The 26235-nt window shown below is 70.8% G+C and carries 17 protein-coding genes and 1 pseudogene; 9 read left to right on the top strand and 9 right to left on the bottom strand.

All coding sequences use genetic code 11. The features are described from left to right. Positions 1 to 56 precede the first annotated feature (56 nt). Entirely contained in the window at positions 57 to 1169 is a 1113-nt protein-coding gene (locus tag BTM25_RS01210) for a Glu/Leu/Phe/Val family dehydrogenase (RefSeq protein ID WP_103560914.1), read from the bottom strand. Positions 1170 to 1269: 100 nt separating this feature from the next. On the opposite strand from BTM25_RS01210, the gene BTM25_RS01205 reads away from it, so the two are divergent. Next, complete coding sequence (locus tag BTM25_RS01205) at positions 1270 to 2136, top strand: hypothetical protein (RefSeq protein WP_103560913.1); 867 nt, start codon at positions 1270 to 1272, stop codon at positions 2134 to 2136. Between the two features lie 355 nt (positions 2137 to 2491). Continuing rightward, complete coding sequence (gene bldC / locus BTM25_RS01200) at positions 2492 to 2695, top strand: developmental transcriptional regulator BldC (protein ID WP_012850682.1); 204 nt, start codon at positions 2492 to 2494, stop codon at positions 2693 to 2695. A gap of 259 nt (positions 2696 to 2954) precedes the next feature. On the opposite strand, the gene BTM25_RS01195 is transcribed toward bldC, so the two are convergent. Continuing rightward, positions 2955 to 3632, bottom strand: a complete 678-nt coding sequence (locus BTM25_RS01195; RefSeq protein ID WP_235828000.1) for a TetR/AcrR family transcriptional regulator — start codon at positions 3630 to 3632, stop codon at positions 2955 to 2957. Between the two features lie 362 nt (positions 3633 to 3994). Here BTM25_RS01195 and BTM25_RS01190 point away from each other — a divergent pair, with 362 nt between their 5' ends. The 4 genes from BTM25_RS01190 to BTM25_RS01175 all read left to right on the top strand — a co-directional run bounded on the left by BTM25_RS01190 (position 3995) and on the right by BTM25_RS01175 (position 7961). Continuing rightward, positions 3995 to 5095 (top strand): LacI family DNA-binding transcriptional regulator, encoded by a 1101-nt coding sequence (locus tag BTM25_RS01190; RefSeq protein WP_235827998.1) that lies wholly within the window; start codon positions 3995 to 3997, stop codon positions 5093 to 5095. A 189-nt stretch (positions 5096 to 5284) separates the two neighbouring features. After that, positions 5285 to 5515 carry a hypothetical protein gene (locus BTM25_RS01185; protein WP_103560910.1) on the top strand — a complete coding sequence of 77 codons (231 nt, stop codon included), beginning with the start codon at positions 5285 to 5287 and terminating at the stop codon, positions 5513 to 5515. 108 nt (positions 5516 to 5623) lie between these two features. Next, positions 5624 to 6469, top strand: a complete 846-nt coding sequence (locus BTM25_RS01180; protein WP_235827996.1) for an N-acetylmuramoyl-L-alanine amidase — start codon at positions 5624 to 5626, stop codon at positions 6467 to 6469. Between the two features lie 28 nt (positions 6470 to 6497). Further along, positions 6498 to 7961, top strand: coding sequence for a DUF7059 domain-containing protein (locus BTM25_RS01175; RefSeq protein WP_103560909.1), 1464 nt, complete (start codon positions 6498 to 6500; stop codon positions 7959 to 7961). Positions 7962 to 7997: 36 nt separating this feature from the next. On the opposite strand, the gene BTM25_RS01170 is transcribed toward BTM25_RS01175, so the two are convergent. The 4 genes and pseudogenes from BTM25_RS01170 to BTM25_RS01155 form a co-directional block, all read right to left on the bottom strand. After that, positions 7998 to 11744 (bottom strand): RCC1 domain-containing protein, encoded by a 3747-nt coding sequence (locus BTM25_RS01170; protein WP_146058917.1) that lies wholly within the window; start codon positions 11742 to 11744, stop codon positions 7998 to 8000. A 471-nt stretch (positions 11745 to 12215) separates the two neighbouring features. Then, a pseudogene (locus tag BTM25_RS30130) lies at positions 12216 to 12398 on the bottom strand (helix-turn-helix domain-containing protein); the annotation flags it as partial. 96 nt (positions 12399 to 12494) lie between these two features. Then, on the bottom strand, positions 12495 to 12773 hold the full coding sequence (locus BTM25_RS01160; RefSeq protein WP_103560906.1) for a hypothetical protein: 279 nt from the start codon (positions 12771 to 12773) through the stop codon (positions 12495 to 12497). Next, complete coding sequence (locus tag BTM25_RS01155) at positions 12770 to 13093, bottom strand: ATP-binding protein (protein ID WP_235827994.1); 324 nt, start codon at positions 13091 to 13093, stop codon at positions 12770 to 12772. Before BTM25_RS01155 ends, BTM25_RS01160 begins: the two co-directional genes overlap by 4 nt. Before the next feature lie 46 nt (positions 13094 to 13139). Between BTM25_RS01155 and BTM25_RS30620 the strand changes: the two genes are divergently transcribed. From BTM25_RS30620 to BTM25_RS01145, 3 genes are all read left to right on the top strand, one after another. Then, positions 13140 to 13271 carry a hypothetical protein gene (locus BTM25_RS30620; protein WP_268877632.1) on the top strand — a complete coding sequence of 44 codons (132 nt, stop codon included), beginning with the start codon at positions 13140 to 13142 and terminating at the stop codon, positions 13269 to 13271. Positions 13272 to 13359: 88 nt separating this feature from the next. After that, positions 13360 to 14148, top strand: coding sequence for a helix-turn-helix domain-containing protein (locus BTM25_RS01150; protein WP_103560904.1), 789 nt, complete (start codon positions 13360 to 13362; stop codon positions 14146 to 14148). Next, on the top strand, positions 14139 to 14324 hold the full coding sequence (locus tag BTM25_RS01145) for a DUF397 domain-containing protein (RefSeq protein WP_103560903.1): 186 nt from the start codon (positions 14139 to 14141) through the stop codon (positions 14322 to 14324). The genes BTM25_RS01150 and BTM25_RS01145 overlap by 10 nt, the downstream gene beginning before the upstream one ends. Before the next feature lie 141 nt (positions 14325 to 14465). Here the strand turns inward: BTM25_RS01145 and BTM25_RS01140 are convergent, their stop codons facing one another. From BTM25_RS01140 to BTM25_RS01130, 3 genes are all read right to left on the bottom strand, one after another. Then, positions 14466 to 18119 (bottom strand): RCC1 domain-containing protein, encoded by a 3654-nt coding sequence (locus BTM25_RS01140; protein WP_146058915.1) that lies wholly within the window; start codon positions 18117 to 18119, stop codon positions 14466 to 14468. 451 nt (positions 18120 to 18570) lie between these two features. Beyond that, a complete protein-coding gene (locus BTM25_RS01135) occupies positions 18571 to 22278 on the bottom strand; it encodes an RCC1 domain-containing protein (RefSeq protein ID WP_103560901.1) in 3708 nt (1235 codons plus the stop codon). Positions 22279 to 22373: 95 nt separating this feature from the next. After that, positions 22374 to 26105 (bottom strand): RCC1 domain-containing protein, encoded by a 3732-nt coding sequence (locus BTM25_RS01130; RefSeq protein ID WP_103560900.1) that lies wholly within the window; start codon positions 26103 to 26105, stop codon positions 22374 to 22376. Between the last annotated feature and the right edge of the window lie 130 nt (positions 26106 to 26235).

Here is a 26235-nt window from a genome sequence, read left to right as displayed (position 1 = left end):
CTAGACGATCAAGCGATCGGGAGGGGAACAGGGGAAGAACGCCACGTGGACGGCCCTCAGCCCGGCAGGTAGACGCTCCGCAGCCGCCCCACCTCGGCCATGCGGCGTTCGGCGAGCCGGTCGGCGGCGACGGCGGGCGGGACGCCCTCGTCGGCGGCCAGGGCGAAGATCTTCCGCGTCGTGTCGTAGATCCCGGTGGCCCGGTTCCGCGCCCGGTCGAAGTCGAACCCGGCGATCTCGTCCGCGACCTGGATCACACCGCCGGAGTTGACCACGTAGTCCGGCGCGTACAGGACGCCCCGGTCCGCGAGCTGCTTCTCGATGCCCGCGTGCGCGAGCTGGTTGTTGGCGGCCCCGCACACGATCCCGCCGGACAGCGCGGCGACGGCGGTCTCGTCCAGCGCGCCGCCGAGGGCGCACGGCGCGTAGACGTCGAGTCCGGACGCGAGCAGCGCCTCCTTGCCGTCCACCGCCTCGACCTCGGGGTGGGCCGCGACGACGCGGGACACGGCGCGCGGGCTGACGTCGCACACGACGACCTCGGCGCCGTCCTCGCGCAGATGCTCCACGAGCCGGTGCCCGACCTTCCCGACGCCCTCGACGCCGACCCGGCGTCCGCGCAGCGTCGGCGTGCCCCACAGGGTCTCGGCGGCGGCCCGCATCCCCTGGAAGACGCCGTAGGCGGTCAGGATGGACGAGTCACCGGCGCCGCCGTGCTCGACCGTCCGGCCGGTGACGTAGCGGCATTCGCGGGCGACGACGTCCATGTCCTCGCTGAAGGTGCCGATGTCGCACGCGGTGTAGTAGCGCCCGTTGAGCGACTGCACGAAACGTCCGTAGGCGCGCAGCAGCGCCTCGGACTTGTCGGTGGCCGGGTCGCCGATGATCACGGCCTTCCCGCCGCCGAGGTCCAGCCCGGCCATCGCGTTCTTGTACGCCATCCCGCGCGACAGGTTCAGCACGTCGGCGAGGGCTTCGTCCTCGGAGGCGTACGGGTAGAACCGGGTGCCGCCGAGGGACGGCCCGAGCGCGGTGGAGTAGATCGCGATGATGGCGCGCAGGCCGCTCGGTTCGTCCTGGCAGAAGACGACCTGCTCGTGCGCGCCGAACCGGGACGGGACGGTGGGGCCGGAGTCCTTGTGGGGCGACCCGCCGAAGACTGTAGGCACGGTGGTGCCCTCCTCTCTGTCCTTGGGCTCAAGGGTAAGGCCGCCGTGACGCGGGACACGGCGCGAGGGTGCGGGCGCGCGGGGGCCGCCTCGTGCCACGATGCGGGGTGTGCTTCCGTACGCCGCCTACCTTCGGGTTTACGAGCCGGTGACCGCGTTCCCGGAGCCGGAGCGGACGGTCTGGACGGCCTATGCCGAGTCCCGCCGGCGTCCGCGCCGCGCCGGGGCGCTGGAGGCCGAGCAGCGGGAGGCGCTGGCGCGGCTGGTGGAGCGCCGCGCGGCGCCCGAGCGGGAGAGCCGCGACGCCTACGTCCGCCGCGCCGGGGACCTGTACTACGTGGCGCCGTGGGGGACGCGGCTGCGCTGCTGGCTGGCGTTCGAGCGGTTCCGCGACGGCGCGACCGCCGCCCTGGCGGACGCCGCGCTGCCGCCGGTCGTGGCGGACGCGGCGGGGACGGGCCTGGAGCGGTGGCGCCGGGCGGGCCGGTCGCTGGATCCGCACATCCTGTCGAGCACCTGGCACGTCCCGGCGGCGTGGCTGGTGCCGTTCCGGGGCGAGGAGCGGTGCCGGGAGCTGCCGCCGGACGGCGAGAGCGCGGCGGATGTGTCGACGGTGGCGCGGGCGCTGCTCTACACGGCGTCGCTGACCGAGGGACGCCGCCGGATCGCCGAGGCGCTGCCGGTGGTGGCGACGGCGGACGAGGGCGTCCTGCCGGTCGACACCGCCGAGCTGACGGCTTTGGACCGGTGGCTGACGGGCTTCCACCCCGGTTCGCTGGTCGAACTCGACTACGGAGGGCTCGTCCATCTGCTGGACGAGCACGCGCTCGAAACCGACATGTCCGTCGTGGAGATGGCGGTGGCGCTGACGGCGTCACGCCGGGGCGAGCACGAACTGGCGGTCGCGGCGGGCGAGCGGCTGCGGGCGCGGTGGCGCCGGGTGCGGGCGCTGGAGTCGGCGAACTGACACGCTCTGCGACCGCCGGTCAACCTTTTCGTAGGGGATCGGCGCAGGTGGGAGGCCCTGTCGCTAGGGCAGACTGAACAAATTTCCCGAATCCCTGCGCGATACGACTATACGTGTCACTAGAATCACTCAGCGTGACCCAGTGGCCACGGATCCGGCGGCGACGACGGTGGAGGACTCCCGCGAGAGCGGGGATGTTCCCTGCCGTCAGGTACTTGCTTGTTGCGGTGAGTGGTGGCAAGGTTACACGTTGTGATGTCATAGTGGCTCTTTCGGGCCATAGGGGACATCAGTGACCGCGCGAGGATCAATCGCAGGATCGCTGTCATCGGTCCACGAAGGAGAGGCCGCACACATGTCAGCACGTACGCCAGAGGCCGAGCCCCTGCTGACGCCCGCCGAGGTGGCGACGATGTTCCGCGTCGACCCCAAGACCGTCACGCGGTGGGCGAAGGCCGGCAAGCTCACGTCCATTCGCACGCTGGGGGGACACCGGCGCTACCGCGAGGCCGAGGTCCGGGCGCTGCTGGCGGGCATCCCGCAGCAGCGTTCGGAGTAGCGCGCGAGAGACCATCGGGGGGTGGTCGCAGGCCGTCGCGCCGTCCCGTGTCGCGGAGTGCGGACGGGAGCAGGGGTGATCGGCCGTCGAACGGCGGTCCGGGACCACGATCGTCCGAGAATCGTGGTCCCGGATCCCGCCCCCTGGTGCGCGGTCCCGTTCGCGGCGGCGCACGGCCGTCCCGTCCCCCGGGACGGACGGTCCCGGCGTGCGAACGGGATTTCCGCGTTCCCGGACACGGATCAGGACCCGCAGGGGATCAGGCGGGCGCGGGCTCCGCGCCCCCGGCGATCTCCTCTTCGCGGGCGAGCCGGTGGAACAGCGCCGCGACGGCCGGTTCGTGGTACCCGGCGACGTCCAGCATGACGACGCACTGGTCCACCAGGACGTGTTCGAGCTGCGCGCGGTCGATGTCGCGGTTCTCCAGCCAGTCCAGCCCGGCCGTCTCCACCGACGCCAGCCACGACCGCAGCGTGATGCGCAGGATGGGCGGCGCGCTCTCGATGTCCAGCGCGTGCAGGATGCGGCGGAGCAGCAGCTTGCGGATGCCGTCCACGATCTCCCCGATCTCGCCGGACCGGTTGGCCGGCCCGCCGCGCAGCAGCGCGGTGAACCCGGCGGCGTGGCGTTCCACGAAGTCGAAGTAGCGTTCGAGCGACAGCCGCAGCCGGTCGAGCGGGCTGCCCTCGGTGGGCGGTTCGAGCAGTTCGGAGAGCTGCCGCGCCGCGCTGCCGAGCGCCGCGATGTACAGCTCCTGCTTGCCGCCGAAGTAGTGGTAGACGAGCGCGCGGGACGCCCCGGCCGTGGCGGCGACGTCGTCGATCGAGATTTCGTCGGGGGAGCGCGAGCTGAACAGTTGGAGCGCGGCGGCGATCAGCTCGTCGCGCCGCTCGTCCACGCTGAGCCGGCGCCGGCCCCGGGGGGCGCGTCCGGACACGCTCGAGCCGCTTCTCGTCCTGCTGCCAGCCGTCGCGCGATCTCCCACCCCGGCAGCGTATCCGAGGCAGCATGACGGATCGACGCGCGATCCCGCAGAGCGTTGACGTGTTCCGGCCGACCTGGCGCACGCCGTTCCGGACGTCCGCCCAGCGTGCCCCTTAAGTCCGATCCATTGTGATCCAGGACACCACCGACCTGAATCGGTATTGACGACCGCCCGTTACTCCCAGTTGCGACCATTTGGGAGCGCGGGCGGGCATCATGGCTACTCCTCCCGAGTGAGGAAGGTGCGCCGACCCCGCCCCCGCGGGCCCGGAGCGCCGTCGCGGCAGGTCCTGCAGGCTCCCCGGACGGAGTGCCATGTCAGTTGCTGGTGAAGGAAGTTCCACGCGCAAGGGAACGTCCCAGGCGGGGGACGTCGTCGTGCCCGCGCCCCGCTCCCCGGAGGGCAGACCCGGTCCGGCGCCGAAGCCGACGATCCGCAACGTCGCCGAGCGCGCGGGCGTGTCGAAGTCCCTGGTGTCGCTGGTCATGCGCGGGTCCCCGCACGTCAGCGAGCGGCGCCGCGAGGCGGTGCTCCAGGCGGCGCGGGAGCTGGGTTACCGGCCGAACGCGGTCGCGCGGAGCCTGGTGGAGGGCCGGACGCGGCTGATCGGCGCGATCGTCGCCGACCTGCACAACCCGTTCTTCGCCGAGTTCCTGGACGGCCTTCAGGAGAGCCTGCACGGCGACGGGCTGCGGATGCTCGTCGGCAGCGGCCGGTGGGACCCGCTGTTCGAGGCCGAGGCCGTCGAGGCGTTCCTGGAGATGCGCGTGGACGGCCTGGTGCTGCTCAGCGTCGTCCCGGACTCGCTGAGCGACGCGGCGGCGAGCGTCCCGGTGGTCGTGGTCGGCGAGCGCGACGTCCACGGGGTGGACATCGTGGTCGACGACGACGAACTGGGCGCCGCGCTCGCGGTGGACCACCTGGTGGAGCTCGGGCACCGGCGGATCGCGCACATCGAGGGCGTCCGGTCCACGACCGCGCGGTACCGGCGCAGCGGGTACGAGAAGGCGATGCGGCGGCACGGCCTGGACGAGCTGATCCGCGTGGTCCCGGGCGACTTCACCGAGGACGGCGGCTACCGGGCGGCGCTGGCGCTGCTCGGCGGCGATCCGGCGACCCGTCCGACGGCGATCTTCGCGCCGAACGACCTGGTGGCGACGGGCGCGCTGTCGGCGGCCGACGAGCTGGGCCTCGGCGTGCCCCGCGACGTCTCGATCGTCGGCTACGACAACACACATCTGGCAGCCATCCGCCACATTTCACTGACCAGTGTGGATCAGCCGAGGCGGGACATGGGACGGGTCGCGGCCGAGCTGCTGACGGCCCGGATCGGCGACCCGTCGCGTCCGGCCCGGCAGAACCTCGTCGTGCCGCATCTGGTCGTCCGGGCGACGACGGGACCGGTCCCGGCGTGACGCGCGGGTCGAGGGAAGGTCGATCGCCGCTCGCCGGAGTATTCGCCGGGTAAGGGCCGCGCCAAGCCCGGGTTTTGCCTGTCGCTTTCGCCCGGCGCGTCACCGCGTTCGGGTGGTTAATGGGTCTGTGTCGCGGCGGTCCGCCGCGCTGAGGACACAGGGTGGACGGGTCACCGGGGGGGTTCGGTCGTGCGTGATCCCGAATTGGCGTCGCACGCGCGCAGCGCGGCGAGCGAGCTGGAGCGGGCCTGGTCGGAGTGGCGGCACGCGCGCGGGCTGGACGGCGAGGAGGCCGTGGCGAGCTATGTGGCGCACTCGATCGACCATCCGTGGGGGCGGCCCCGCGTCGTGCTCGGCCTGGACGCCGAGGAGGCGCGGGCGCTGGCGGAGCTGCTGTGCCGCGCGGAGGCGGTGAACTGAGCGGAGGGGCCGCGCCGGGCCCCTCCGCTTTCGTCGTCGCGTTTGACGGAATGCCGCGCGTGTGGAGACTGTGAGGGTCCGTAACGATTGCATCACGGGAGACGGTCTGTGCGATTCCACCGAGGCGGCACCATCGCGGCCGGACTGGCGCTCTGCCTGACCGGGCTGGCCGGCTGCGGGGGCGGTGACGGCGACGGCGGCGCGAGCGCGTCCCCGCCGACCGCGACCGCGCCGGGCATGACGCCGTCCGGGACGCCCGGTTCGCCGAGCGCGTCGCGGAGCGCCCCGTCGTCGCGTCCGCTGGCGGGGAAGGTCGTCGTGATCGACCCGGGCCACAACGGCGGGAACGCGGCCCATCCCGCCGAGATCAACCGCCAGGTGGACGTCGGCAACGGCCACAAGGAGTGCGACACCACCGGCACGGCCACCAACGGCGGCTACAACGAGTCGACGTTCACGCTGGACGTGTCCAAGCGCCTGCGCGACCTGCTGCGCGCCCAGGGCGCGACCGTGAAGATGACCCGGCAGGACGACTCGGGCGTCGGGCCGTGCATCAATGAGCGCGCCGCCGTCGGGAACCGCGCGCACGCCGACGCGGCGATCTCCATCCACGGGGACGGGGCGCCCGCGTCCGGGCACGGGTTCCACATCATCGAGCCCGCGCCGGTCGCCGGGTTCAACACCGCGATCGTGGCGCCGTCGGCGAAGCTGGCGCTCGCGCTGCGCGCCGCCTATCACGGCGGCACCGGCATCCCGTACGCGAGCTACATCGGCGAGCAGGGCATCGACAAGCGGTCGGACCTCGGCGGGCTGAACCTGTCGAAGGTGCCGAAGGTGTTCATCGAGTGCGGCAACATGCGCAACGCGGGGGACGCCGCCAAGATGACCGACCCGAATTTCCGGCAGCGGATGGCCGAATCCCTCGCCCGGGGGTTCGAGAACTACCTGCGCTGACCGCGGGCCCGTCCGGCAGGATGGGCGGATGCCCGATTCCGTGCTCGGCCGCGTCCGCGCGGCCTTTCTCGACGCCGACTACACCGTCGCGGGGGTGCGGGCGCTGCTCGGCCCGGTGGCGGGCGGCGCGCTGGCCCGCGACGTGATCGTTCCCGCGCTGCGCGGCACGTCCGGCGGTACCGATCTGGAGCGTTTCGTACGGCTGTTCTGGCTCCAGGTCCCGGTGCCGTCCGGGCACGCCCGGGACGCCGATCTGGTGGCCGCCGGCCTCGCCGAGGACGACGGCGGCGAGCTGCGTCCGCTGCTGCACGTAGAGCCGCTGGAGTCGGTGACGGGCGCCGGTCACGTCGGCTGGACGGTCTCCGACCTCAAGGTGCGTCCGGGCTCGGGACGCCCGGTCGGCCCCGACCACGTCGTGGGCGCGGGCGGCGCGTCGGCCTCGCTGGCGCGGCTGGTTGTCCACAGCCCTGTGGAAAACGTGCTCGATCTCGGGACGGGCTGCGGCGTGCAGGCGCTGCATCTCGCCGACCCCGCGATCGGTCGCCGTCCGGCCCGGATCACCGCCACGGACGTCCATCCGCGGGCGCTGCGCCTCGCCGCGCTGAGCTTCGAGCTGTCGGGCCTGGACGGCGTCGAACTCCTGCAAGGCTCCCTCTTCGAGCCCGTGGCGGACCGCCGCTTCGATCTCGTCGTGTCGAACCCGCCGTTCGTCGTCGCGCCGCCGGGCGGGACGCGCCGGACGTACCGCGAGTCGGGCCTCCCCGGCGACGACTTCTGCCGCCTCCTGGTGGCGTCCGCGCGCGACCGCCTGACCGACGGCGGACGCTGCCACCTGCTCGCGAACTGGCTGGACGTCGAGGGCGAGGGCTGGGCGGAGCGCGTGGGCGGCTGGGCCGAGGCGTCCGGCTGCGACGCGTGGATCGTGCAGCGCGACGTGCAGGACCCGGCCGAGTACGCCGAACTCTGGCTGCGCGACGCGGCCGAGACCGACGCCTACGCCGAACGCTACGAAGCATGGCTCGACGACTTCGAGCGGCAGAAGGTCAACGGCGTCGGCTTCGGCTGGATCACGTTGCGGCGCCGGGACGAAGGCCGTCCGGTCGTACGGGTGGAGGACCTGCGCCACGCCGTCCAGGAACCCGTGGGCGCCTATGTGGACGACGTTCTCAACGCCTTGGCCGAAGCCCCGGAGTTTTCCACAGCCTGGGGAAAACTCCGCCTCGCAGACGGCGTGATCCAGGAACAAGTAGGCCCGCCCGGCGCCCCGGACCCCGAACGGATCCTGCTCCGCCAGACGTCCGGCCTGCGCCGCGCGGCGGGCGTCGGAACGGTCGAAGCGGCCCTGGCGGGAGTCTGCGACGGCACACTCCCGCTGGAGCCGCTCCTCGACGCCATCGCGCAACTCCTGGCCCATGACCCGGCCGAGGTCCGCGCGCACGCCGCCGCCGTCCTGCCCGAACTGATCGCGGACGGCTTCCTCATTCCCGCCTGACGCCCCCGGGGCCGAAGCCCCGGGAGGCGCCGCGCATCACGGCAGGATCGCTACCGCGGTGTATCGATCGGTGGTGGTCCCGTCGCCGAGTTCACCGTTGTTGTTGTCGCCCCAGCCGTAGACCGCCCCGGCGGGACGGACCGCGACCGTGTGCAGGTTCCCGGCCGCGATGCCCGAGAGGCTGCCGAGGCCCGTGACGGTCACCGGGGTCGTCCGGGTCGTGGTGGTGCCGTCCCCGAGCGAGCCGTTGAGGTTGGAGCCCCACGCCATGGCGGCGCCGTTGGCCCGCACTGCGACGCTGTGGAAGGCGCCCGCGCTGAGGCTCGTGATGTCGCTGAGCCCGCTGACGGCGACCGGAGTGGTCCGGTTGGTGGTGGTTCCGTCCCCGATCTCGCCGCTGGCGTTGAGGCCCCACGCCTTCACGGAGCCGTCGGCCAGCAGGGCCAGCGAGTGGCCGAGGCCGCCCGCGACCGCGCCGGGCCACGTCGAGACGCCGCTGAGCCCGCTGACGGTGACCGGCGTCGGCCGGTCGGTGGTGGTGCCGTCGCCGAGCTGGCCGTACCCGTTGTCGCCCCACGCACGGACGGTCCCGTCCGTGCGGACGGCGAGGCCGTGGTACTGGCCCGTCCCGATGGACGCCACGGACGTCAGCCCGGACACCTGGACCGGCGTCGTCCGGTTCGTCGTCGTCCCGTCGCCGAGCTGCGCGTTGGCGTTGTTGCCCCACGCCCAGACGGTCCCGTCGTTCTTCAGCGCCAGCGAGAAGTTGTCGCCCGCCGACACCGCGCGCACGTTGGTGAGCCCGCTGACCGCGACCGGCGCGGTGCGGTTGGTGGTGGTCCCGTCGCCGAGCTGCCCGGACGCGTTGGACCCCCACGCCACGACCGTCCCGTCGCTCTTGACCGCGAGCGAATGGTTGCCGCCCGCGTCGATCGAACCGATCGTCCGCGCAATGTTCGTCAGCCCGGACACCTGGACGGGCGTCGTCCGGTTGGTCGTCGTCCCGTCGCCGAGCTGACCGGACGCGTTGGAGCCCCACGCCCACACCGTGCCGTCGTTCTTGACGTCCAGCGTGTGGTCGCCGCCGGCGGACACACCGCCGCGCAGGGCGGCCACGGCGGCGCGGAGGTTCGGCTGCGGACCGATGTGCCGGGTGTCGCCGGCGGGCTGCGGCGTGCCGGTCTGCTTGAGGAGCTGCCGGACCTGCTGCGGCGTCAGCGGCGTGCCGTACTTCTTCGCCACGCCCTGGACCGTCGCGACGACGCCGCCGAGGATGCCGGTGGCGCTGGACGTGCCGTTGAACGTGCCCCGGTACATCTTGTTGGGGTCGGTCTCGGACGGCGTGAGGTCCTGGTAGCCGGTGACGCCGAGCGTTGCGACGCACGAGCCGTACGCCTGGAGGTCCACCCGCGAGCCGTAGCTGGACGCCCACCAGCCCGCGAGGTTGATCGCCGTCCGCTCGGCGGGCGGGCTGGAGCCGAGGCAGTTGGAACCGCCGGGGCTCGGCGGAGCGCCCGCGCCCGCGATGATCGCGCCCGAGTCGGGGCGGCTCATGATCGTCACGGCGTTGGCGTCGGCCGGGTCGTCCAGGTTGGTGCCCTTGTTCCCGCCGGCCTCGATGAACGTGGTGCCCCGCGCGGTCGCCTGGACGATCGCGTCGTAGACCGACCCTTCCCACTCGAACGGGTATTCCTTGCCGTCGACGACCCAGGCGAGGGGCGCGGCGATGACGTCACCCGCGCCGAGCGCGTCGATGGTGTCGACGATGTCGGCGCCGGTGCCGGAGAGCAGCAGCTTGGCGTGCGGCGCGATGCCCGCGATGCCCGCGTTGTTGTCGTCCCGGGCGCCGATGATCCCGGAGATCGCGGTGCCGTGCTCGCTCTGCGTCGAGGACAGGCAGTTCGAGCCCCATGTCGTGTGGATCCGGGTGGGGTCGCCGCCCGGACTCGGACGTCCCGTGAACTCTTCGTGGCACGTGTTCCAGTAGTTGGCGCGCACGTCCCAGACGGTCTCGTGGGTCCGGTCGGTGGTGTCGCCGAGCCCGAGCTGGCCGCTGGAGTTGTAGCCCCACGCGGCGTTGCCGATCGCGACCTCCGACACGGTGTGCTGCGCGCCGGCGGCCAGCGCGGTGATGAACCCCGTGTTGGTCAGTTCGGTCGGGCTCGTCCGGTTGGTGGTGGTTCCATCGCCGACCTGGCCGTGGCTGTTGTAGCCCCAGGCCCACGCCGAGTAGTGGTCGTGCGTGACGGGGTCGTAGGCCTGGGCGGCGCTGTGGAAGCCGCCGGCGACGACGCTGCCGATCGGCTCGGACAGCGGGACGCTCACCGGGGTGTTCCGGGACGTGGTGGTCCCGTCGCCGAGCTGCCCGGATCCGTTGAGCCCCCAGGCCTTCACCGAGCCGTCGGTGAGGACGGCGAGGCTGTGGAACCCGCCCCCCGCGACCTGCTTGCCCGTCGTGATGCCGGAGACGCTGACCGGAGTGGTGCGGTTGGTGGTGGTCCCGTCCCCGAGCTGGCCGGAGCTGTTGGACCCCCACGCCTTGATCGTGCCGCTGGTCAGGACGGCCAGGGACTGTCCGCCGCCCGCGGCGACCGCGCCCCACGTCGTCTTGACCCCGGTGAGGCCGGGCACGGTGATGGGCGTGCTGTGGTTGGTGGTGGTTCCGTCGCCGAGCTGGCCGGTGCTGTTGGATCCCCACGCCTTGACGGTCCCGTCGGCGAGGACGGCGAGCGCGTGCCCGTCCGAACCCGCCGAGATCGCGGTGGCGTTGGTGATGCCGCTGACCTGGACGGGTGTGTGCCGCTCGGTCGTGGTGCCGTCGCCGAGCTGCCCGACGCCGTTCGAGCCCCACGCCCAGACCGTTCCATCGGTCTTGAGGGCCAGGGAGTAGTCGCCCGCCGCCGCGACGACCTTCACCCCGGACAGGCCGGGGATCTCGGCGGGCGTCGTCCGGTTGGTGGTGGTTCCGTCGCCGAGCTGGCCGTGGTTGTTGGAGCCGGTGGCCCACACGGTCGGCGCGGACGGCCCGAGGTCGACGGCGAGCGTGTGCCCGAGGCCCGCGGCCATGTCGCCCCACTCCAGGCCGAAGGCGGCGGACTGGACGGTGCCGGAGTCGACGTCGGCGACGGTGATGTTGTCGCCCTTGCCGCCGGGGACGCTGTTGATGCCGTCGACGTCCATGCCCGTCCCGGCCGGGTCGCCGACCGGGTTGCGGTAGCGCTGCTGACCGCGCAGCGGCTCGGACATGTTCTTCAGCCGGGGCTGGGCCTGCGCGATCTCGACGGACGGCAGCGCGTTGAGGTCCGTGACGAGGTCGGCCAGACGGTTCGGCACGCGGACGACGTACCAGGAGTTGAAGTCGGGCATTTCCCGGCCCGTCTTCTCCTGAAGGGCCGCGCGTTCGTCGTCGAGCTTCTTCTCCGAGCGCTGCGACAGCCGCGTGACCGTCGCACCGGGATACTTCGCGAGCACTTTCTGTATTTGCGCGGTGGCGCCCGAGTCGGCGCCGGTGAGCTTTCCGCCGCGCAGCCGGACCTTGGCCTCGCTCTGGAATTTCACCTTGAGGGTCGTCGTGGAGAAACCCTTGGGCAGGGGGCCGCGCGTTCCCGGCTTGCCCTTGTCGTGAGAGTGGTCGTAGAGGGCTTTCAGGCGCGGTTTGGCCTGGGCGTCGGCCGGGCTCGCGGTGATGCCGAGGCTGGTCGCGCCGAGGGCCAGCGCGGTGAGCGCGACCAGCGGCCGTCGCCATGCGGCCGGTGGTCGCCCGCGCACGGAGGGAGAGGACACAGATGGGCTCCTTTGAGAGAACGGTCTCTGGGGGGACCGTGTCACTGAAAGTAGGAGCCGGTGTCCTGCGCTGGGAACTCAAATTTGTGCGTGGTGCGCCGGTTGCCGTGCTCACCTTCCGGTGTGTTACGTCCCGGCGGATGAATCTGTGTCCGCGCCGTCACAGAATGGTGCTGGAGCACCAGTTTTACACGTTAGTTGAAATTGATAAATATGATCAGTCCAGAATCGGACACGGACTGTAGTTTGGATCACTCCGCGAACGCCTCCCGGCCGCGCGGCGCGCGGCCGGGAGGCGGCCGGTCAGTTCAGCTCGGTGCGGATGGCGCGGATCGCGGCGGCGGCGTCGCCGCCGAAGTAGTCGCGGATCACGCTGTGCAGGACGGCGCGGGCGCGCGGCCCCGCGCCGGGCTCGGGCTCCGGCCGGTGCTCGGCGGCGGCGTTCGCGTTCGCGCTCGCGTCGCCGAGCTGGAGCAGGCGGTGGATCTCGGCCGCGTGGTACCGGCGGTGGCCGGACGGCAGGGTGACGGGGTTCAGGGTCCCCGTCCTGGCCCAGCGGGTCACCGTCTTCGGATCCACGCGGAAGAAGTTCGCGACTTCGGCCGGCGTGTAGAGGGACGGCTGCTGGGGCTCTTCGGGCTGCTTCTTGGACATGGTCGTCGTTCCGATTCTCGGTTCGGTCGTGCTTCGGACGGGGTGATGCCGGGCGGGGCCGCGCCGTCCGGGACGGTGCGCGCGGCCCCGCCACGTCTAGGGGATGTGCCGCATGTGGCGGTGGATGCGGGCGGCGGCCGTCGGCTCGGCGATGTAGACCGAGGACAGCAGGTCGCCCAGGGACGTGGCGGTGAGCGTCGTGCGCCCGGCGTCCTTCGGCCGGGCGACCCACCGGCCGCGCGGGGTGATGGAGAACCACCAGTCCGGGAAGAGGTCGTGCAGGAGCGGGACGAGGTGGCCGTGCGGATGCGGCCCGGCCGGACGCCCGCGCACCAGGCCGAGTCGGATCCGCGCGGAGCCGCGACGGGTCTTCACGCGTCGTCCTTTCCGGCGGCGAGGACGGCGTAGACGACCTTGCCGCCGCCGACGACCGGGTTCGCGCCCCAGCGGCGGCTGAGCGCCGCGACGAGCGCGAGGCCGCGCCCGCGCAGGGCGAGGGCGTCGCCGTCGTCGGCCGGTGCGGGCATCCGGTCGGACGGGTCGGCGACCTCGATCACCGGCCCGAAGTCGCTGAGGTAGAGGCGGACGTCGATCGGGTCACCGGGGCGAGTCGCGTGGAGATGGGCGTTGGTGACCAATTCGCTGGCGACGAGTCGCGCGCTCTCGGTGGTGGACGTGTCGTATCCGCGCCGCATAAACCACGCCGTTACGAAATTTCGGGCATCTTGGGCTGATTCCGGCATGGAATGGAAGATCACCGACGAGAAGTCGGTGGGCGGGCGGGGTGGAGCGGGCCTTTGCTTCATGATCGTCACCGATTCCTCCGAATTGATTCGCGGAAACGACTTCCATCAACGCACACCGTGGGCGTAGCGTGACGTCGATGTCACCCAGAGTCCGAGATCACCGGAGCCGTACCCGGTGATCATCTAAGGCCGGTTCAATCGGGAGGAACGGTCAGATGGCACAGCTCAAGAAGCCGCTACCCAACCTGCGGCGGTTCGGGGAAGGCGTCGACAAGTTCCGGGAACAGAAGGGATGGACTCGGCAGCAGCTCGCCGACATGATCCCGATCAGCAACGGCTTCCTGGGCCAGATCCTCCAGGGCAAGAACAAGTGCTCGCTCCAGGTCGCCGAGAAGCTGGACGAGCTCCTGGAGGCCAACGGCGAGATCCTCGCGGCGTGGAAGATGTACGTCGCGGACTCGATGTCCCCCCGCGCGTTCGCCGACTTCGAGGAGTACGAGGCCACCGCCGAGATCCTGCGCGCGGCGGACATGATGTTCGTCAACGGCCTGTTCCAGACGGAGGACTACGCCCGCGCCCTGGTGCGCACGGAGGACGCGCTGCTGGCCCGCATGGCCAGGCAGGCCAAGATCCTCGGCCAGGAGCATCCCCCGAAAATCTTCTCGGTGATGGAAGAGGGCGTGTTCTATCGCGGCGTCGGGTCGCGCAAGATCATGCGTGCGCAGCTCGAACACATTCTCGTGCTGTCCGAGCGCGAGGAAATCTACACGCAGGTCGCGCCGTTCGGCCGCTACAAGGGCGTCGATGGGACGTTCGCCATCGCCACCCAGCCGGACAACACCTCGGTCGCCTTCCTGGCGAATAACGCCGACGGTGAGACAGTTCGGGGAGATGGGATTATCTCCCGCCAGTTCGAAGCCTTCGGTATACTCCAGGCGCGGGCCCTCAACGTTGAGGACTCGCGTGTGTTTATCCGAAAGGTGATTGAGGAGCGATGGACCTGAACAACCTCCGCTGGCGCAAGTCGTCCCGCAGCGGCCAGAACGGTGACCACTGCATCGAGTTGGCGACCGTTCCCGGCACGGTGGCGGTCCGCGACAGCAAGGACCCGGAAGGCCCGAAGCTGCTGGTGGACCGTGCCGAGTTCCGCCACTTCGCGGCGGCCATCCGCGCCATTTGACCCATCCCCGCAGGGAGGCGCCCCCATGTTCCTGACCCCATCAGAGAACACGGGGGCGCCTCTTTTCTTTCCCGTCGGAAACACGAACGCCTCCCGGCTCGCACGAGCCGGGAGGCGGACGCGTCCGCAGGAATCAGGCGCTCAGGGAGTGCCGATCACCGTCCCCGGGCTGGGCCGGTTGGTGGTGGTGCCGTCGCCGAGCTGGCCACTGTAATTGGAACCCCAGGCGTAAATGGTCCCGTTGGGCTGGACGGCGAGCGTGTGGTAATCGCCGCCGGTGATTCCCGAACCCGCGGTCATGCCGGTGAGGGCGGTCGGGGTGGTGACCGGAGTCTGGGTGGTGCCGAGGCCGAGCTGGCCATTGCCGTTGTATCCCCAGGCGGACACGGTTCCATTGGCCTTGGTCGCGAAAGACGTCCACGCGCCCGCGCCCACCGCGGCGACTCCGGTCAGGCCGGTGGCCTGGACGGGAGCCGAACGGGAGGTCGTCGTCCCGTCGCCGAGCTGGCCGCGGCCGTTCTCGCCCCAGCCCCAGACGGTGCCATCGTCCTTGGTCACGACACTGTGCTGGGTTCCGGCGGCGACGGAACCGGGCCAGGTGGCCACGCCGGTGAGGCCGCTGACCGTCGTGGGGACGAGGTGGGTGTCGCTGACGCCGTTGTAATACATGTTCCCCCAACTGCGGACCGTCCCGTCGGACAGCACCGCCAGCGCGTGGTTGGAGCGGGCCGCGATCGCCTTGACACCGGTCAGGCCGCTCGCCTGGACGGGAGTGAGGCGCTGCGTGGTGGTGCCGTCGCCGAGCTGCCCGGCGGCGTTCGAGCCCCAGCCCCAGACGGTGCCGTCCGCCTTGAGCGCCAAAGAGCAGTTGGAACCGGCGGCCACGGCGACGACGCCGTTCAATCCCGGTACCTGGGCGGGCGTGGTGCGGCTGGTGGTCGTACCGTCGCCGAGCTGGCCGGAGGAGTTCGAGCCCCAGGCCCACACCGTGCCGTCCGCTTTGACGGCGAGGGAGTGGCCGCCGTAACCCGTCGCGACCGCGCCCGGACCCCGCCGCACTCCTGTCAGCCCCGTGACCTGGACGGGCGTGGGGCGGTCGGTGGTGGTCCCGTCACCGAGCTGTCCGGTGTCGTTCTCGCCCCAGGCCCACACCGTCCCGTCGTTCTTGACGCCCAGCGAATTCCGTTCACCGCTGGCGATGCCGCCGCGCAGGTAGGTGATGGCCGCCCGCAGGTTCGGCTTGGGGCCGACGTGATGCGGGTCGCCGGCGGGCTGCGGCGTGCCGGTCTGCTTGAGGAGGTCGCGCACCCGGCCGGGGGCGAGGACCTGGCCGTAGTTCTTGGCCACGCCCTGGAGCGCCGCCACCGTGCCCGCGATGATCGCGCTGGCCGAGGAAGTCCCGCTGAACGCCTCCGTGTAGAACTTGTTGGGGTCCGTCTCCGAAGCGGGATAGTGGCCATTGGGCATGTCCACGGATGCTGCCCAGACGCAACTGCCGTCGGCTTGGACATCGACGCGCGTGCCGTAGGTGGAATAGCTCTCGGCCGAGAGCTGCGGCTTTGAACCCACGTAGCAGGTGCTGCCGCCGGACGTGAGGGGTTGGCCCGCGCCGACCATGATCGCACCGGAGTCGGGCCGGTCCATGATGATCTTGGCGTTGGGGTCGCTGCCGTCGTCAAGGTTGACGGCGTCGTTGGACGCCGGTTCGACGACGGTGACCCCATGCGCGACCGCCGAGACCGTGAGGTCGTAGACCGCCGGTTCCCACTCCAATGGGTAGCTCTTAGGGGCGTTGTTGGCGAAGGTCACCTGCTCGTAGAGGATCACGTCGCCGGGCTGCGCCTGCGCCACCGCGTCGGCCAGGTACACGGTCCCGTCGGATTTGATCGCGGCGTGGGGAGCGATCCCGGCCAGGCCGACACCGTTCTCGTCGTCCGCGCCGATGATGCTCGCGACGGCGGTGGCATGAAAGGTCGATTCGGTGCTGTCGCAAAGGCCGGTGAGCTTCGGGCCCACCGATCCGATCGGTCCCGCGACCGCCGGCCGGTCGGCGAACTCTTCGTGACAGGTGTTGATGGGGTGCAGATAGTGCTGGACGTACGCGGGTCGTGTTCGGTTGATGGTCGTGCCGTCGCCCAACTGTCCCGCGTCGTTAGCGCCCCAGGCGCCCGCGCGCTGCGTGCGGTCGGCCAGGAAGGCGTGGTGCGCGCCGAGCGCCAGCGGAACGTTCGTCGCGCTCGAATAGGTGAAGGCGGGCGCGAGCCGGTCGGTCGTGGTTCCGTCGCCGAGCTGCCCGCTCTCGTTGGCGCCCCACACGATGGGCAGGGAATCGTTCGCCGCGGCGGCGCTGTTGAAGGCGTTCGCCAGCACCTTGCTGACATTGGTCATCTGCCAGCTCGTCACGGTGATCGGGGCCGTCGCGTCACCGCTGGTGGCGGCACCGAGCTGCTTGCGGCTGTTGTCCCCCCAGGAGCGGACGGTCCCGTCGGCCAGCGACGCGAGCGTGTGCAGGCTCCCCGCCGCGACGGTCGAGGCGGTCGACAGGCCGGTGACCGTCACCGGCGTGGGGGAATCGGTGGTCGTGGAGTTCCCGAGCTGCCCGTGGTCGTTGCGGCCCCAGGCCTTGATCGTGCCCCCGGCCAGGATCGCGACCGAGTGCCCGCCACCGGCCGCGACCGCGCCGTACGCCGGGGACGCGCCGGTCAGGGCCGTCACCGGGGTCGGCCGGTCGGTCGTGGTCCCGTCGCCGAGCTGGCTGTGGTCGTTGTTGCCCCACGCCTTGACCGTGCCGTCCGCCAGCACGGCGAGCGCATGGCCGTCGATGCCCGCGCTGACGGCGACGGCGGTGCTGATCCCGGTCACCTGGACGGGGGTGTGGCGTTCGGTGGTGGTGCCGTCGCCGAGCTGACCGTGCGTGTTCTCACCCCACGCCCACACGGTCCCGTCGCTCTTCAACGCCAGCGAGTAGTTCCCGGCCGCCGCGAGCGCCTTGACCCCCGTCAGCCCCGGCAGCTTGACCATGACCTTCCGCGCGGTGGTGGTGCCGTCGCCGAGCTGGCCTTTGCCGTTGTCGCCGAAAGCCCACACCGAAGGGGTCGGTTCGCCGTCCAGCCACAACGAATGCTTGTCGCCCGCCGCCACCGACCCCCGCGTCGTCGCGACGGGCAGCAACTCCCCTTCGCCTTCGATGTCGTAGACGGTGACCCCGTCGCCCTTGCCTCCGGGGAGGGAATTGGCGGCGTCCGCGTCCACTCCGGTGCCGGTCGCCGCGCCCGCGGCATTGCGGTAGACCTGCCGCCACTGCAACGGCTCGGTGGTCGGTTTCGTCTTCGGCCGGGCCTGCGCGATCTCCACGGACGGTAGCCGGTTGAGTTCTGTCAGCAGCCCCTCGATGCCGCCGGGATCGCTGATGACGAACCACGAATTGAGATCGGGGAGAGACCGGCCCGTACGCTTCTCCGCCTTGACCCGCTGGGCGGTGATCTCCGCCTCCGGCCGAGACGTCAGCGGCCGCATCCAAGCGCCCGGATGCTCTTTCAAGAGCTTCTGGATCGCCTTGGCGTCCTCGGGCTTCTCGGCCACGGGCCGCCCGCCGCGAACGCGCACCGTCCGATCGGACCGGAATTTCACTTCGAGCTGGGTGGTCGAGAAACCCGCAGGCAGCGGAGCCTTCGTACCGGGCAGCCGCCCTTTGTCCCGGCCGTGGTCGTACAGCGCCTTCGTTTTCGGCTGAGAATCGGCGGCAGCGCCAGGGGCCGCGAGTCCAGACGCCGCGAGGACCAGCGCCGTGAGCACGGCGAGAGGTCTGCGTCTGCTTTTCTGTGACGGTCCGATGACGGGGGGAGAGGACAAGCTCGGCCTCCTGTAGTGGCATCTTCCTGGGAAAACACCATTACATTAGACCAATAGCTTCACAGGTGAAGTGACGGAGACGACCGGTCGGTGCCCTTGTGTTCCGAGGGTTTCGTCGATCTTGTCGGAAAGTGCCAGAAAATACTGTTCGGTAGCGATGCGCACACGGCCGGTCGTGGTTTTAGACACCAATAGCCCAATTTTTCAAATTAGCAGAAATGGAGAAAAATGCGAGCGTCCGCAAGTGGTCGATTATTTCGTCGGAGAACAATGTCGGCGTGGGCATCGCGGCGGCGAGGTGATCCGCCCCCGGAAACACGAACGCCTCCCGGCTCGCACGAGCCGGGAGGCGTCATCGGACGTCCGTCAGGACAGGCCGCTCGACCCGTTCACGTCACGGAAGGTCGTTGACGAAGACGGGCGTGCTGCGATTCGTGGTCGTCCCGTCCCCGAGCTGCCCGGAGGAGTTGAGCCCCCAGGCGAAGACGGTCCCGGCCGGAGTGGTGCCGGTCGTGGAGCTCCCGCCGGCCGCGACACCCGCGAGCGGCCCCCAGTCGCTGACGACGACGGGCGTCGAACTGCTCGTGGTGGACCCGTCCCCGAGCTGCCCGCTGGTGTTCATCCCCCACGCCTTGGACACCCCGGACGTCCCGGAGGCGACACTGTGCCACCCACCGGCCCCGACCGTGGCGACACCGGTAAGCCCGCTGACGGTGACGGGGATGTTGCTGGAGGTCGTGGACCCGTTCCCGAGCTGCCCGTAATTGTTGAGCCCCCAAGCGCGAACGGTCCCGTCCGCGAGCAGCGCGACCGAATGGGCGAATCCACCCGCAAGCGACCCGGCCCACGTGGAAACCCCGCTCAACCCGGAAACGCTGACGGGCGTACTGCTGTTGGTGTTCGACCCGTTCCCGAGTTGCCCGTTGGAGTTGGCGCCCCAGGCTTTGACCGTCCCGTCCGCCCGAACGGCGAGCCCATGCGAAGACCCGGCCCCGATGACGGCGGTATCACTGATCCCACTGACCTGAACCGGCGTGGAACTCCCGGTCGTGGACCCGTTCCCGAGCTGCCCGGAAGCGTTGGCCCCCCAAGCCCAAACAGTCCCGTCACTCTTGAGCGCGAGTGAGAAACTGAGCCCCGCCGCGACCGCCTTGACCCCGGTCAACCCACTGACCTGGACGGGCACGGAACTGTTGGCGGTACTTCCGTTCCCGAGCTGCCCCGACCCGTTGGCCCCCCAAGCCCAAACAGTCCCATCAGCCCGGACGGCCAACGAATGGTTCTGCCCGGCCGCGACAGCCCCGGGCGCCCGCACGACACCGCTCAACCCGGAGACCTGCACCCCCGAGGTGCTGTTGACGGTGGTCCCGTTCCCGAGCTGCCCACTGGAGTTGAGCCCCCAAGCCCACACACTCCCGTCATTCCGCACCGAGATCGCATGGCTGCTCCCCACAGCAAGCCCACCCCGCAGATAGCTCACGACGGCGCGCAGGTTCGGCTGCGGCCCGATGTGCCGGGTGTCGCCCGGAGCCTGCGGGGTGCCGGTCTGCTTGAGGATCTGCCGGACCTGAGCGGGCTCCAGCGGGCCGCCGTACTTCTTCGCCACTCCCTGAACCGTCGCGACCGCACCCGCCATGATCGCGCTGGCACTGGACGTGCCGTTGAACATGCTTCTGTAGACCTTGTTCGGGTCGTTCACGTTCGACGTCAGATCACGGTAAGTGAGCGTGCCCGCCGCCGCGACGCACGAGCCGTACGCCTGAACGTCCACGCGCGATCCATAATTGGACCCCCACCAAGAGAGGTTGATAGCCGACCGTTCCACTGGTGGATTGGCGCCGAGGCAATTGGTTCCGCTAGGGCTGGGCGGTGCACCCGCTCCCACCATGATAGCGCCGGAGTCGGGGCGGCCCATGATGGTATGCGCGTCGAAGTCGGCCGGGTCGTCGAGGTTCTTTCCACCGTTGCCGGCAACTTCGACTACGGTGATTCCGTTCGCGACAGCGATTTGGGTGAGTGCATATGTGTCAGGCTCGAGTTCTTTGGGGTAGAGTCCGTTAAGGGTGCCACCGGCGTGTGTTTCATAGAGCAGGACATCGCCGGGATGGAGTGCGGCGATCGACTCGCTCAGGTGGCTTTCCAACGTCAACTGGAGATGGGTGTTCGGCGCAATGCCGGCGATGCCGGCATTGTTGTCGGCGCGCGCACCGATGATGCTGGCTACGGCCGTGCCGTGCTCGACTTGACTTGAAGTACCCGCACAAGTATTCCCTGCCACCGGCGGGACGATGACCGGTGGCCCGGCAATAGCGGGGCGATTGGTGAACTCCTCATGGCAGGTGTTCCACGAACTGAGAGCGAGCTCGGCGAGTTTCGGGTCGAGGTGGCTCGTCGTGTCGCCGGTGCCGAACTGTCCGACGGAGTTCGAGCCCCACACCGTGAATCCGAAGTAGGAGTCGGCAACGGAATGGCGCGCTCCGAGGGCGACGCTGAACACCGCCCCGATGCCAGAGACCTGTGCGGGGGTCGCGGCATTCGTGGTCGTGCCGTTTCCGACCTGGCCGTAACTGTTGTCGCCCCACACCCAAATATTTCCGGTGCCATCGCCTGTGACGGCATCGTAAGTCGTCGCGGCGCTGTTGGTGCTTCCGGCGGCGACGCTCGTCGCCTTCTCGGAAAGCGAGATGTTGACCGGCGTGAGGCGGCTCGTCGTCGTTCCGTCGCCGAGCTGGCCGAGCTGGTTGGCCCCCCACGCGCGGACCGCTCCCGCCGAGGTGAGAGCGAGGCTGTGCGCGCCTCCGGCGGCTACCTGCTTGGCATCGCTGATCCCCGTCACATTCGCCGGGGCGAGGTGGCCGGTCGTCGTGCCGTCCCCGAGCTGGCCGGAGGCGTTGCCGCCCCATGCCTGGACCCGGCCGTCGGCCAGGACCGCCAGCGAGTGGCCGTTCCCGGCGCCGACGGCTCCGAATCCCGTGGCCACACCGCTCAGCCCGGCGACGGTCACCGGGCTCGTCCGCTGGGTCGTCGTTCCGTCGCCGAGTTGCCCCGACCCGTTGGCCCCCCAGGCTTTGACCTGGCCGCTGGAAAGGACCGCGAGAACGTGTCCGTCCGGACCCGCCGAGATCGCCGTGGCATTCAGGAGGCCCGTGACCTGGACGGGAGTGGGGCTGTCGGTCGTCGTCCCGTTGCCGAGCTGGCCGTTCGCGTTGTCGCCCCACGCCCAGACCGTGCCGCTGTTCGTGAGCGCGACGGTGTAGTCGCCTGCGGCGGCGACGGCCTTGACGTCGCTCAGCCCCGCGACCTTCCGGACGATCTTGCTGTTGGTCTTGGTTCCGTCGCCGAGCTGGCCGTTGTCGTTCGAGCCGGTCGCCCAGACGAACCCGTCCTGATCAACGAGCACGCTGTGCGCGGTCCCGGCCGCGACGGCACCGAAACGGTACGCGACGAGCAGCGACTGGACCCCCTCGGCGTCGGCGACGGTGACGTCGTCGCCCTTTCCGCCGGGCACCGAGTTGATGGCGTCGACGTCGAGCCCGGTCCCGGCAGCCGCGCCGACCGCGTTGCGGTAAAGCTGAGCGGGCCGGAACGTCTCGTCGGCGGGCGTCGACTTCGACGCGGCACGGGCGAGTTCGACGGAAGGAAGCGCGTTCAGTCGGCTGAGCAGGGTCTCGATGCCCTTCGGCACCGTGATGACGAACCAGGAGTTCAGGTCCGGGAGCGCCCGGCCGCTGCGCTTCTCCAGCCGAGCCCGCTCGTCGCTGATGGCCTTCTCCGGCCTGCTCGACAGGGGACGGATCGTGGCGCCGGGGTAGTCCGCGAGGATCTTCCGAATCTGCGCGGTGTCCGACGAAGCGGACGCGGAGAACCGTCCGGAACGCAGGCGGACCTGACGCTCCGTGCGGAACTTCACCTTGATCGTGTTCGTGGAGAAGTTCTTCGACAGCGGTCCGTGCGTGCCCGGCCCGCCCTTCTCCCGCGAGAAGTCGTAGCCGGGCGCGAGCTTCGGCGTCGGCGCGGCGGCGGCGTGCGGGGCCGCCAGGCCGGAGGCGGCGAGCGCCAGCGCGGCGAGGACGGCGAGAGGTCTGCGTCTCTTCTTGGTCATGGGGGGAGAGGACAAGCTGTTGCCTCCTGTACGGGGTGGTGTGGGACGCCTCCCGGCCGCGTGGCGCGCGGCCGGGAGGCGTCATCGGACGTGCGTCAGGACAGGCCGCTCACCGCGACCGGGCTGGGCCGGTCGGTGGTCGTGCCGTCGCCGACCTGGCCGGACGCGTTCTTGCCCCACGTGTAGGGCGCGCCGCCGGAGAGGACGGCGATGGAGTGGTACGTCCCGGCGGCGATTCCGGCGAAGTTGCCGCTTCCGCCGACGCTGACGGGCGTGGTGCTGCTCGTCGTCGTTCCGTCGCCGAGCTGCCCGTTGGCGTTGAGCCCCCACGCCTTGGCGGTGCCGGCCGTACCGGCGGCGACGCTGTGCCAGCCGCCCGCCCCGACCGTGGCCGCACCGCTGAGCCCCGTCACGGTGACGGGCGTGCTGCTCGCCGTGGTGGTGCCGTTGCCGAGCTGGCCGTTGTTGTTCAAGCCCCACGCCCTGACCGTCCCGTCCGCGAGGACGGCGAGGGAGTGGGCGAACCCGCCCGCGAGGGAACCGGGCCACGTCGAGACGCCGCTCAGCCCCGACACGGTGACCGGCGTGCCGCTGTTGGTCGTCGTGCCGTTGCCGAGCTGCCCGTTGGAGTTGGCGCCCCACGCCTTCACCGAACCGTCCGCCCGGACGGCCAGGCCGTGCGAGTACCCGGCGCCGATGACGGCCGCGTCCGTGATCCCGCTGACCTGGACGGGGCTGGAGGCGCTCGTCGTGGTGCCGTTGCCGAGCTGCCCCGAGCTGTTGTCGCCCCACGCCCAGACGGTGCCGTCGTTCTTCAGCGCGAGCGAGAAGCTCAGCCCGGCGGCGACCGCCTTCACCCCGGTCAGCCCCGACACCTGGACGGGCGTCGAACTGGCCGTGGTGCTGCCGTTGCCGAGCTGGCCGCTGCCGTTCGCGCCCCAGGCCCAGACCGTCCCGTCGGCCCGGACGGCCAGCGAGTGGTTCTGCCCGGCCGCGACCGAACCGGGCGCCCGGACCACGTTGGTCAGCCCGGACACCTGCACGGACGTCGCGCTGCCCGTGGTCGTGCCGTTGCCGAGTTGCCCGCTGGAGTTCGCGCCCCACGCCCGCACGGTCCCGTCGTTCCGGACGTCCAGCGTGTGGTTGGTCCCCGCCGCGACACCGCCGCGCAGGTAGTTCACCGCCGCGCGCAGGTTCGGCTGCGGCCCGATGTGGTGCGGGTCGCCCGCGGGCTGCGCGGTGCCCGTCTGCTTGAGCAACTGCCGGATCTGCGCCGGAAGCAGCGCCGAGCCGGTCTTCTTCGCCACGCCCTGGAGCGCGGCGACCGCCCCGGCCGTGATCGCGCTGGCGCTCGACGTCCCGTTGAACGTCCCCGTGTACATCTTGTTCGGGTCCGTCTCGGACGGTGTCAGGCCCTGGTTGCCCGGCACGCCGAGCGTCGCGACGCACGCGCCGTAGTCCTGGACGTCGAGACGTGAGCCGTAGGTCGAGAAGCCCAGCGCCGTCCGCTCGGGAAGCGGGCTGGATCCGGTGCAGTTGGAGCCGCCCGGACTCGGCGGAGCGCCCGCGCCCACCATGATCGCGCCCGAGTCGGGACGGCTCATGACCGTCACCGCGTCGGGGTCGGACGGGTCGTCGAGGTTGTTGGAGCCGTTCCCGGCGGCCTCGACGACCGTGATCCCCTGGGCCGTCGCCGTGACCGTCGCGTCATAGATGAGCGGGTCGTACTCACCGGGGTACCACTTGCTCCCGATGACCGGGCTGAACTCGTAGAGCACGACGTCGCCCGACCCGAGCCCGGCGAGCGTGGTGACGTAGTCCGACGGGTTCGAGAGGTGCAGCCCGGCGTTGGGGGCGATGCCGGCGATTCCGGCGCCGTTCCCGTCCCGCGCCCCGATGATCCCGGCGACCGCGGTGCCGTGCGACGTCTGCGAACTGGCGAGGCAGTTCGAACCCCATGTGGCCGGGACCCGGACCGGATCGCCGCCCGGGGCGGGCCGTCCGCTCAGTTCCTCATGGCAGGTGTTCCAGGAGTTCGTGACGACGTTCCAGCTCACCGGGCTCGTCCGGTCGGTGGTGTCGCCGAGCCCGAGCTGGCCGCTGGAGTTGTAACCCCACGCCGCCTGCCCGAAGGCGAAGCTCGCGACGGTGTACTGCGCGCCCGCGGCCAGCGCCGTGACGAAGCCCTCGGTGGTGACCGCGGTCGGGCTCGTCCGGGTGGTGGTGGTCCCGTCGCCGACCTGGCCGTGGTTGTTGTAGCCCCAGGCCCATGCCGAGTAGTAGTCGTGCGTGTCGGGGTCGTAGCTTTCGGCGGCGGAGTGGAAGCCCCCTGCGACGACGCTCGCGGCCGGTTCGGGCAGCGGGACGTTCACCGGACTGGTGCGGGACGTGGTGGTTCCGTCACCGAGCTGGCCGGATCCGTTGAGGCCCCAGGCTTTCACCGAGCCGTCGGTGAGGACGGCGAGGCTGTGGAACCCGCCCGCCGCGACCTGCTTGCCGGTGGTGATCCCGGGGACGCTGACCGGGGTGCTGCGGTTGGTGGTGGTGCCGTCGCCGAGCTGGCCGCTGCTGTTGGTGCCCCACGCTTTGACGGTGCCGCTGGTCAGGACGGCCAGGGACTGTCCGCCGCCTGCGGCGACCGCGCCCCACGTCGTCTTGACCCCGGTGAGGCCGGGGACGGTGGTGGGCGTGCTGCGGTTGGTGGTGGTTCCGTCGCCGAGTTGCCCGTTGGTGTTGGATCCCCAGGCCTTGACGGTTCCGTCGGACAGGACGGCGAGCGCGTGCCCGTCCGATCCGGCCGAGATCGCCGTGGCGTTGGTGATGCCGCTGACCTGGACGGGCGTGTGCCGCTCGGTCGTGGTTCCGTCGCCGAGCTGCCCGACGCTGTTCGATCCCCAGGCCCAGACGGTGCCGTCGGTCTTGAGCGCGAGGGAGTAGCTGTTGGCCGCCGCGACGGTCTTCACCCCGGACAGGCCGGAGACGAGGACCGGAGTGGTGCGGCTGGTGGTGGTGCCGTCGCCGAGCTCGCCGTGGCTGTTGGAGCCGGTGGCCCACACGGTCGGCGCGGACGGTCCCACATCGACGGCGAGCGTGTGCGCGAGGCCCGCAGCGATCTGACCCCATTGGATACCGAACAGGGCCGTGTTCGCGTTGGCCACCGCTTCGACGTCGCCGACGGTGACCCCGTCGCCCTTGCCGCCGGGGACGTTGTTGATCGCGTCGGCGTCGATTCCCGTTCCGGCGGGCGACCCGACGGCGTTCCGGTAGAGCTGCTGGGCGCGCAGCGGCTCGGTCGGGCTCTTGATGACGGGACGCGCCTGCGCGATCTCCACTCCGGAGAGCGCGTTGAGGGCGGCGAGGAGCCCTTCGCCGTTCTTCGGGACGGTGACGAAGAACCAGGAATTGAAGTCGGGCAGTTCCCGCCCGGTCTTCGCCTCCAGCCGGGAGCGCCGATCATCGATGGCCCGCACGGACTGCCGCGACGTCCGCGTGATGATCGCACCGGGGTACCGGGCGAACGCGGCCCGAATCGCGGCGGTCGCCGCACTGTCGGACGAGGTGAGCGTGTTGCCGTGCAGGCGGACGTTCAGTTCCGTCCGGAACTTCACCTGGAGGCTCGTCCGGGAGAAGCCCTTGGGCAGCGGGCCCTTGGTGCCGGGCCGTCCCTTTTCGCGGGAGTGGTCGTAGCGCGGCTTCAGTTTCGGCGCGGGGTCGGCGGCGGCGTGGGGAGCCGCGAGGCCGGACGCGGCGAGCGCCAGCGCCGCTAACGCGGCGAGCGGCCTGCGGCGGCTTTTCTGTGACTGTCCGATGACGGGGGGAGAAGACAAACTCGGCCTCCTGTAGTGGGAGCTTCCTGGGGAAGCGCCATTACGTTAGACCGTTGTCTTCGCAGGTGGAGTGGCCAAGACGACCGGGCGGCGCCCTTGTGTTCCGAACATTTTGTTGATCTTGTCGGAA

The sequence above is a fragment of the Actinomadura rubteroloni genome (genome assembly GCF_002911665.1).
Lineage (GTDB): Bacteria > Actinomycetota > Actinomycetes > Streptosporangiales > Streptosporangiaceae > Spirillospora > Spirillospora rubteroloni.
The sequence above is the reverse complement of the archived record's forward strand: the minus strand, read 5'-3'. Positions and strand labels throughout refer to the sequence as shown.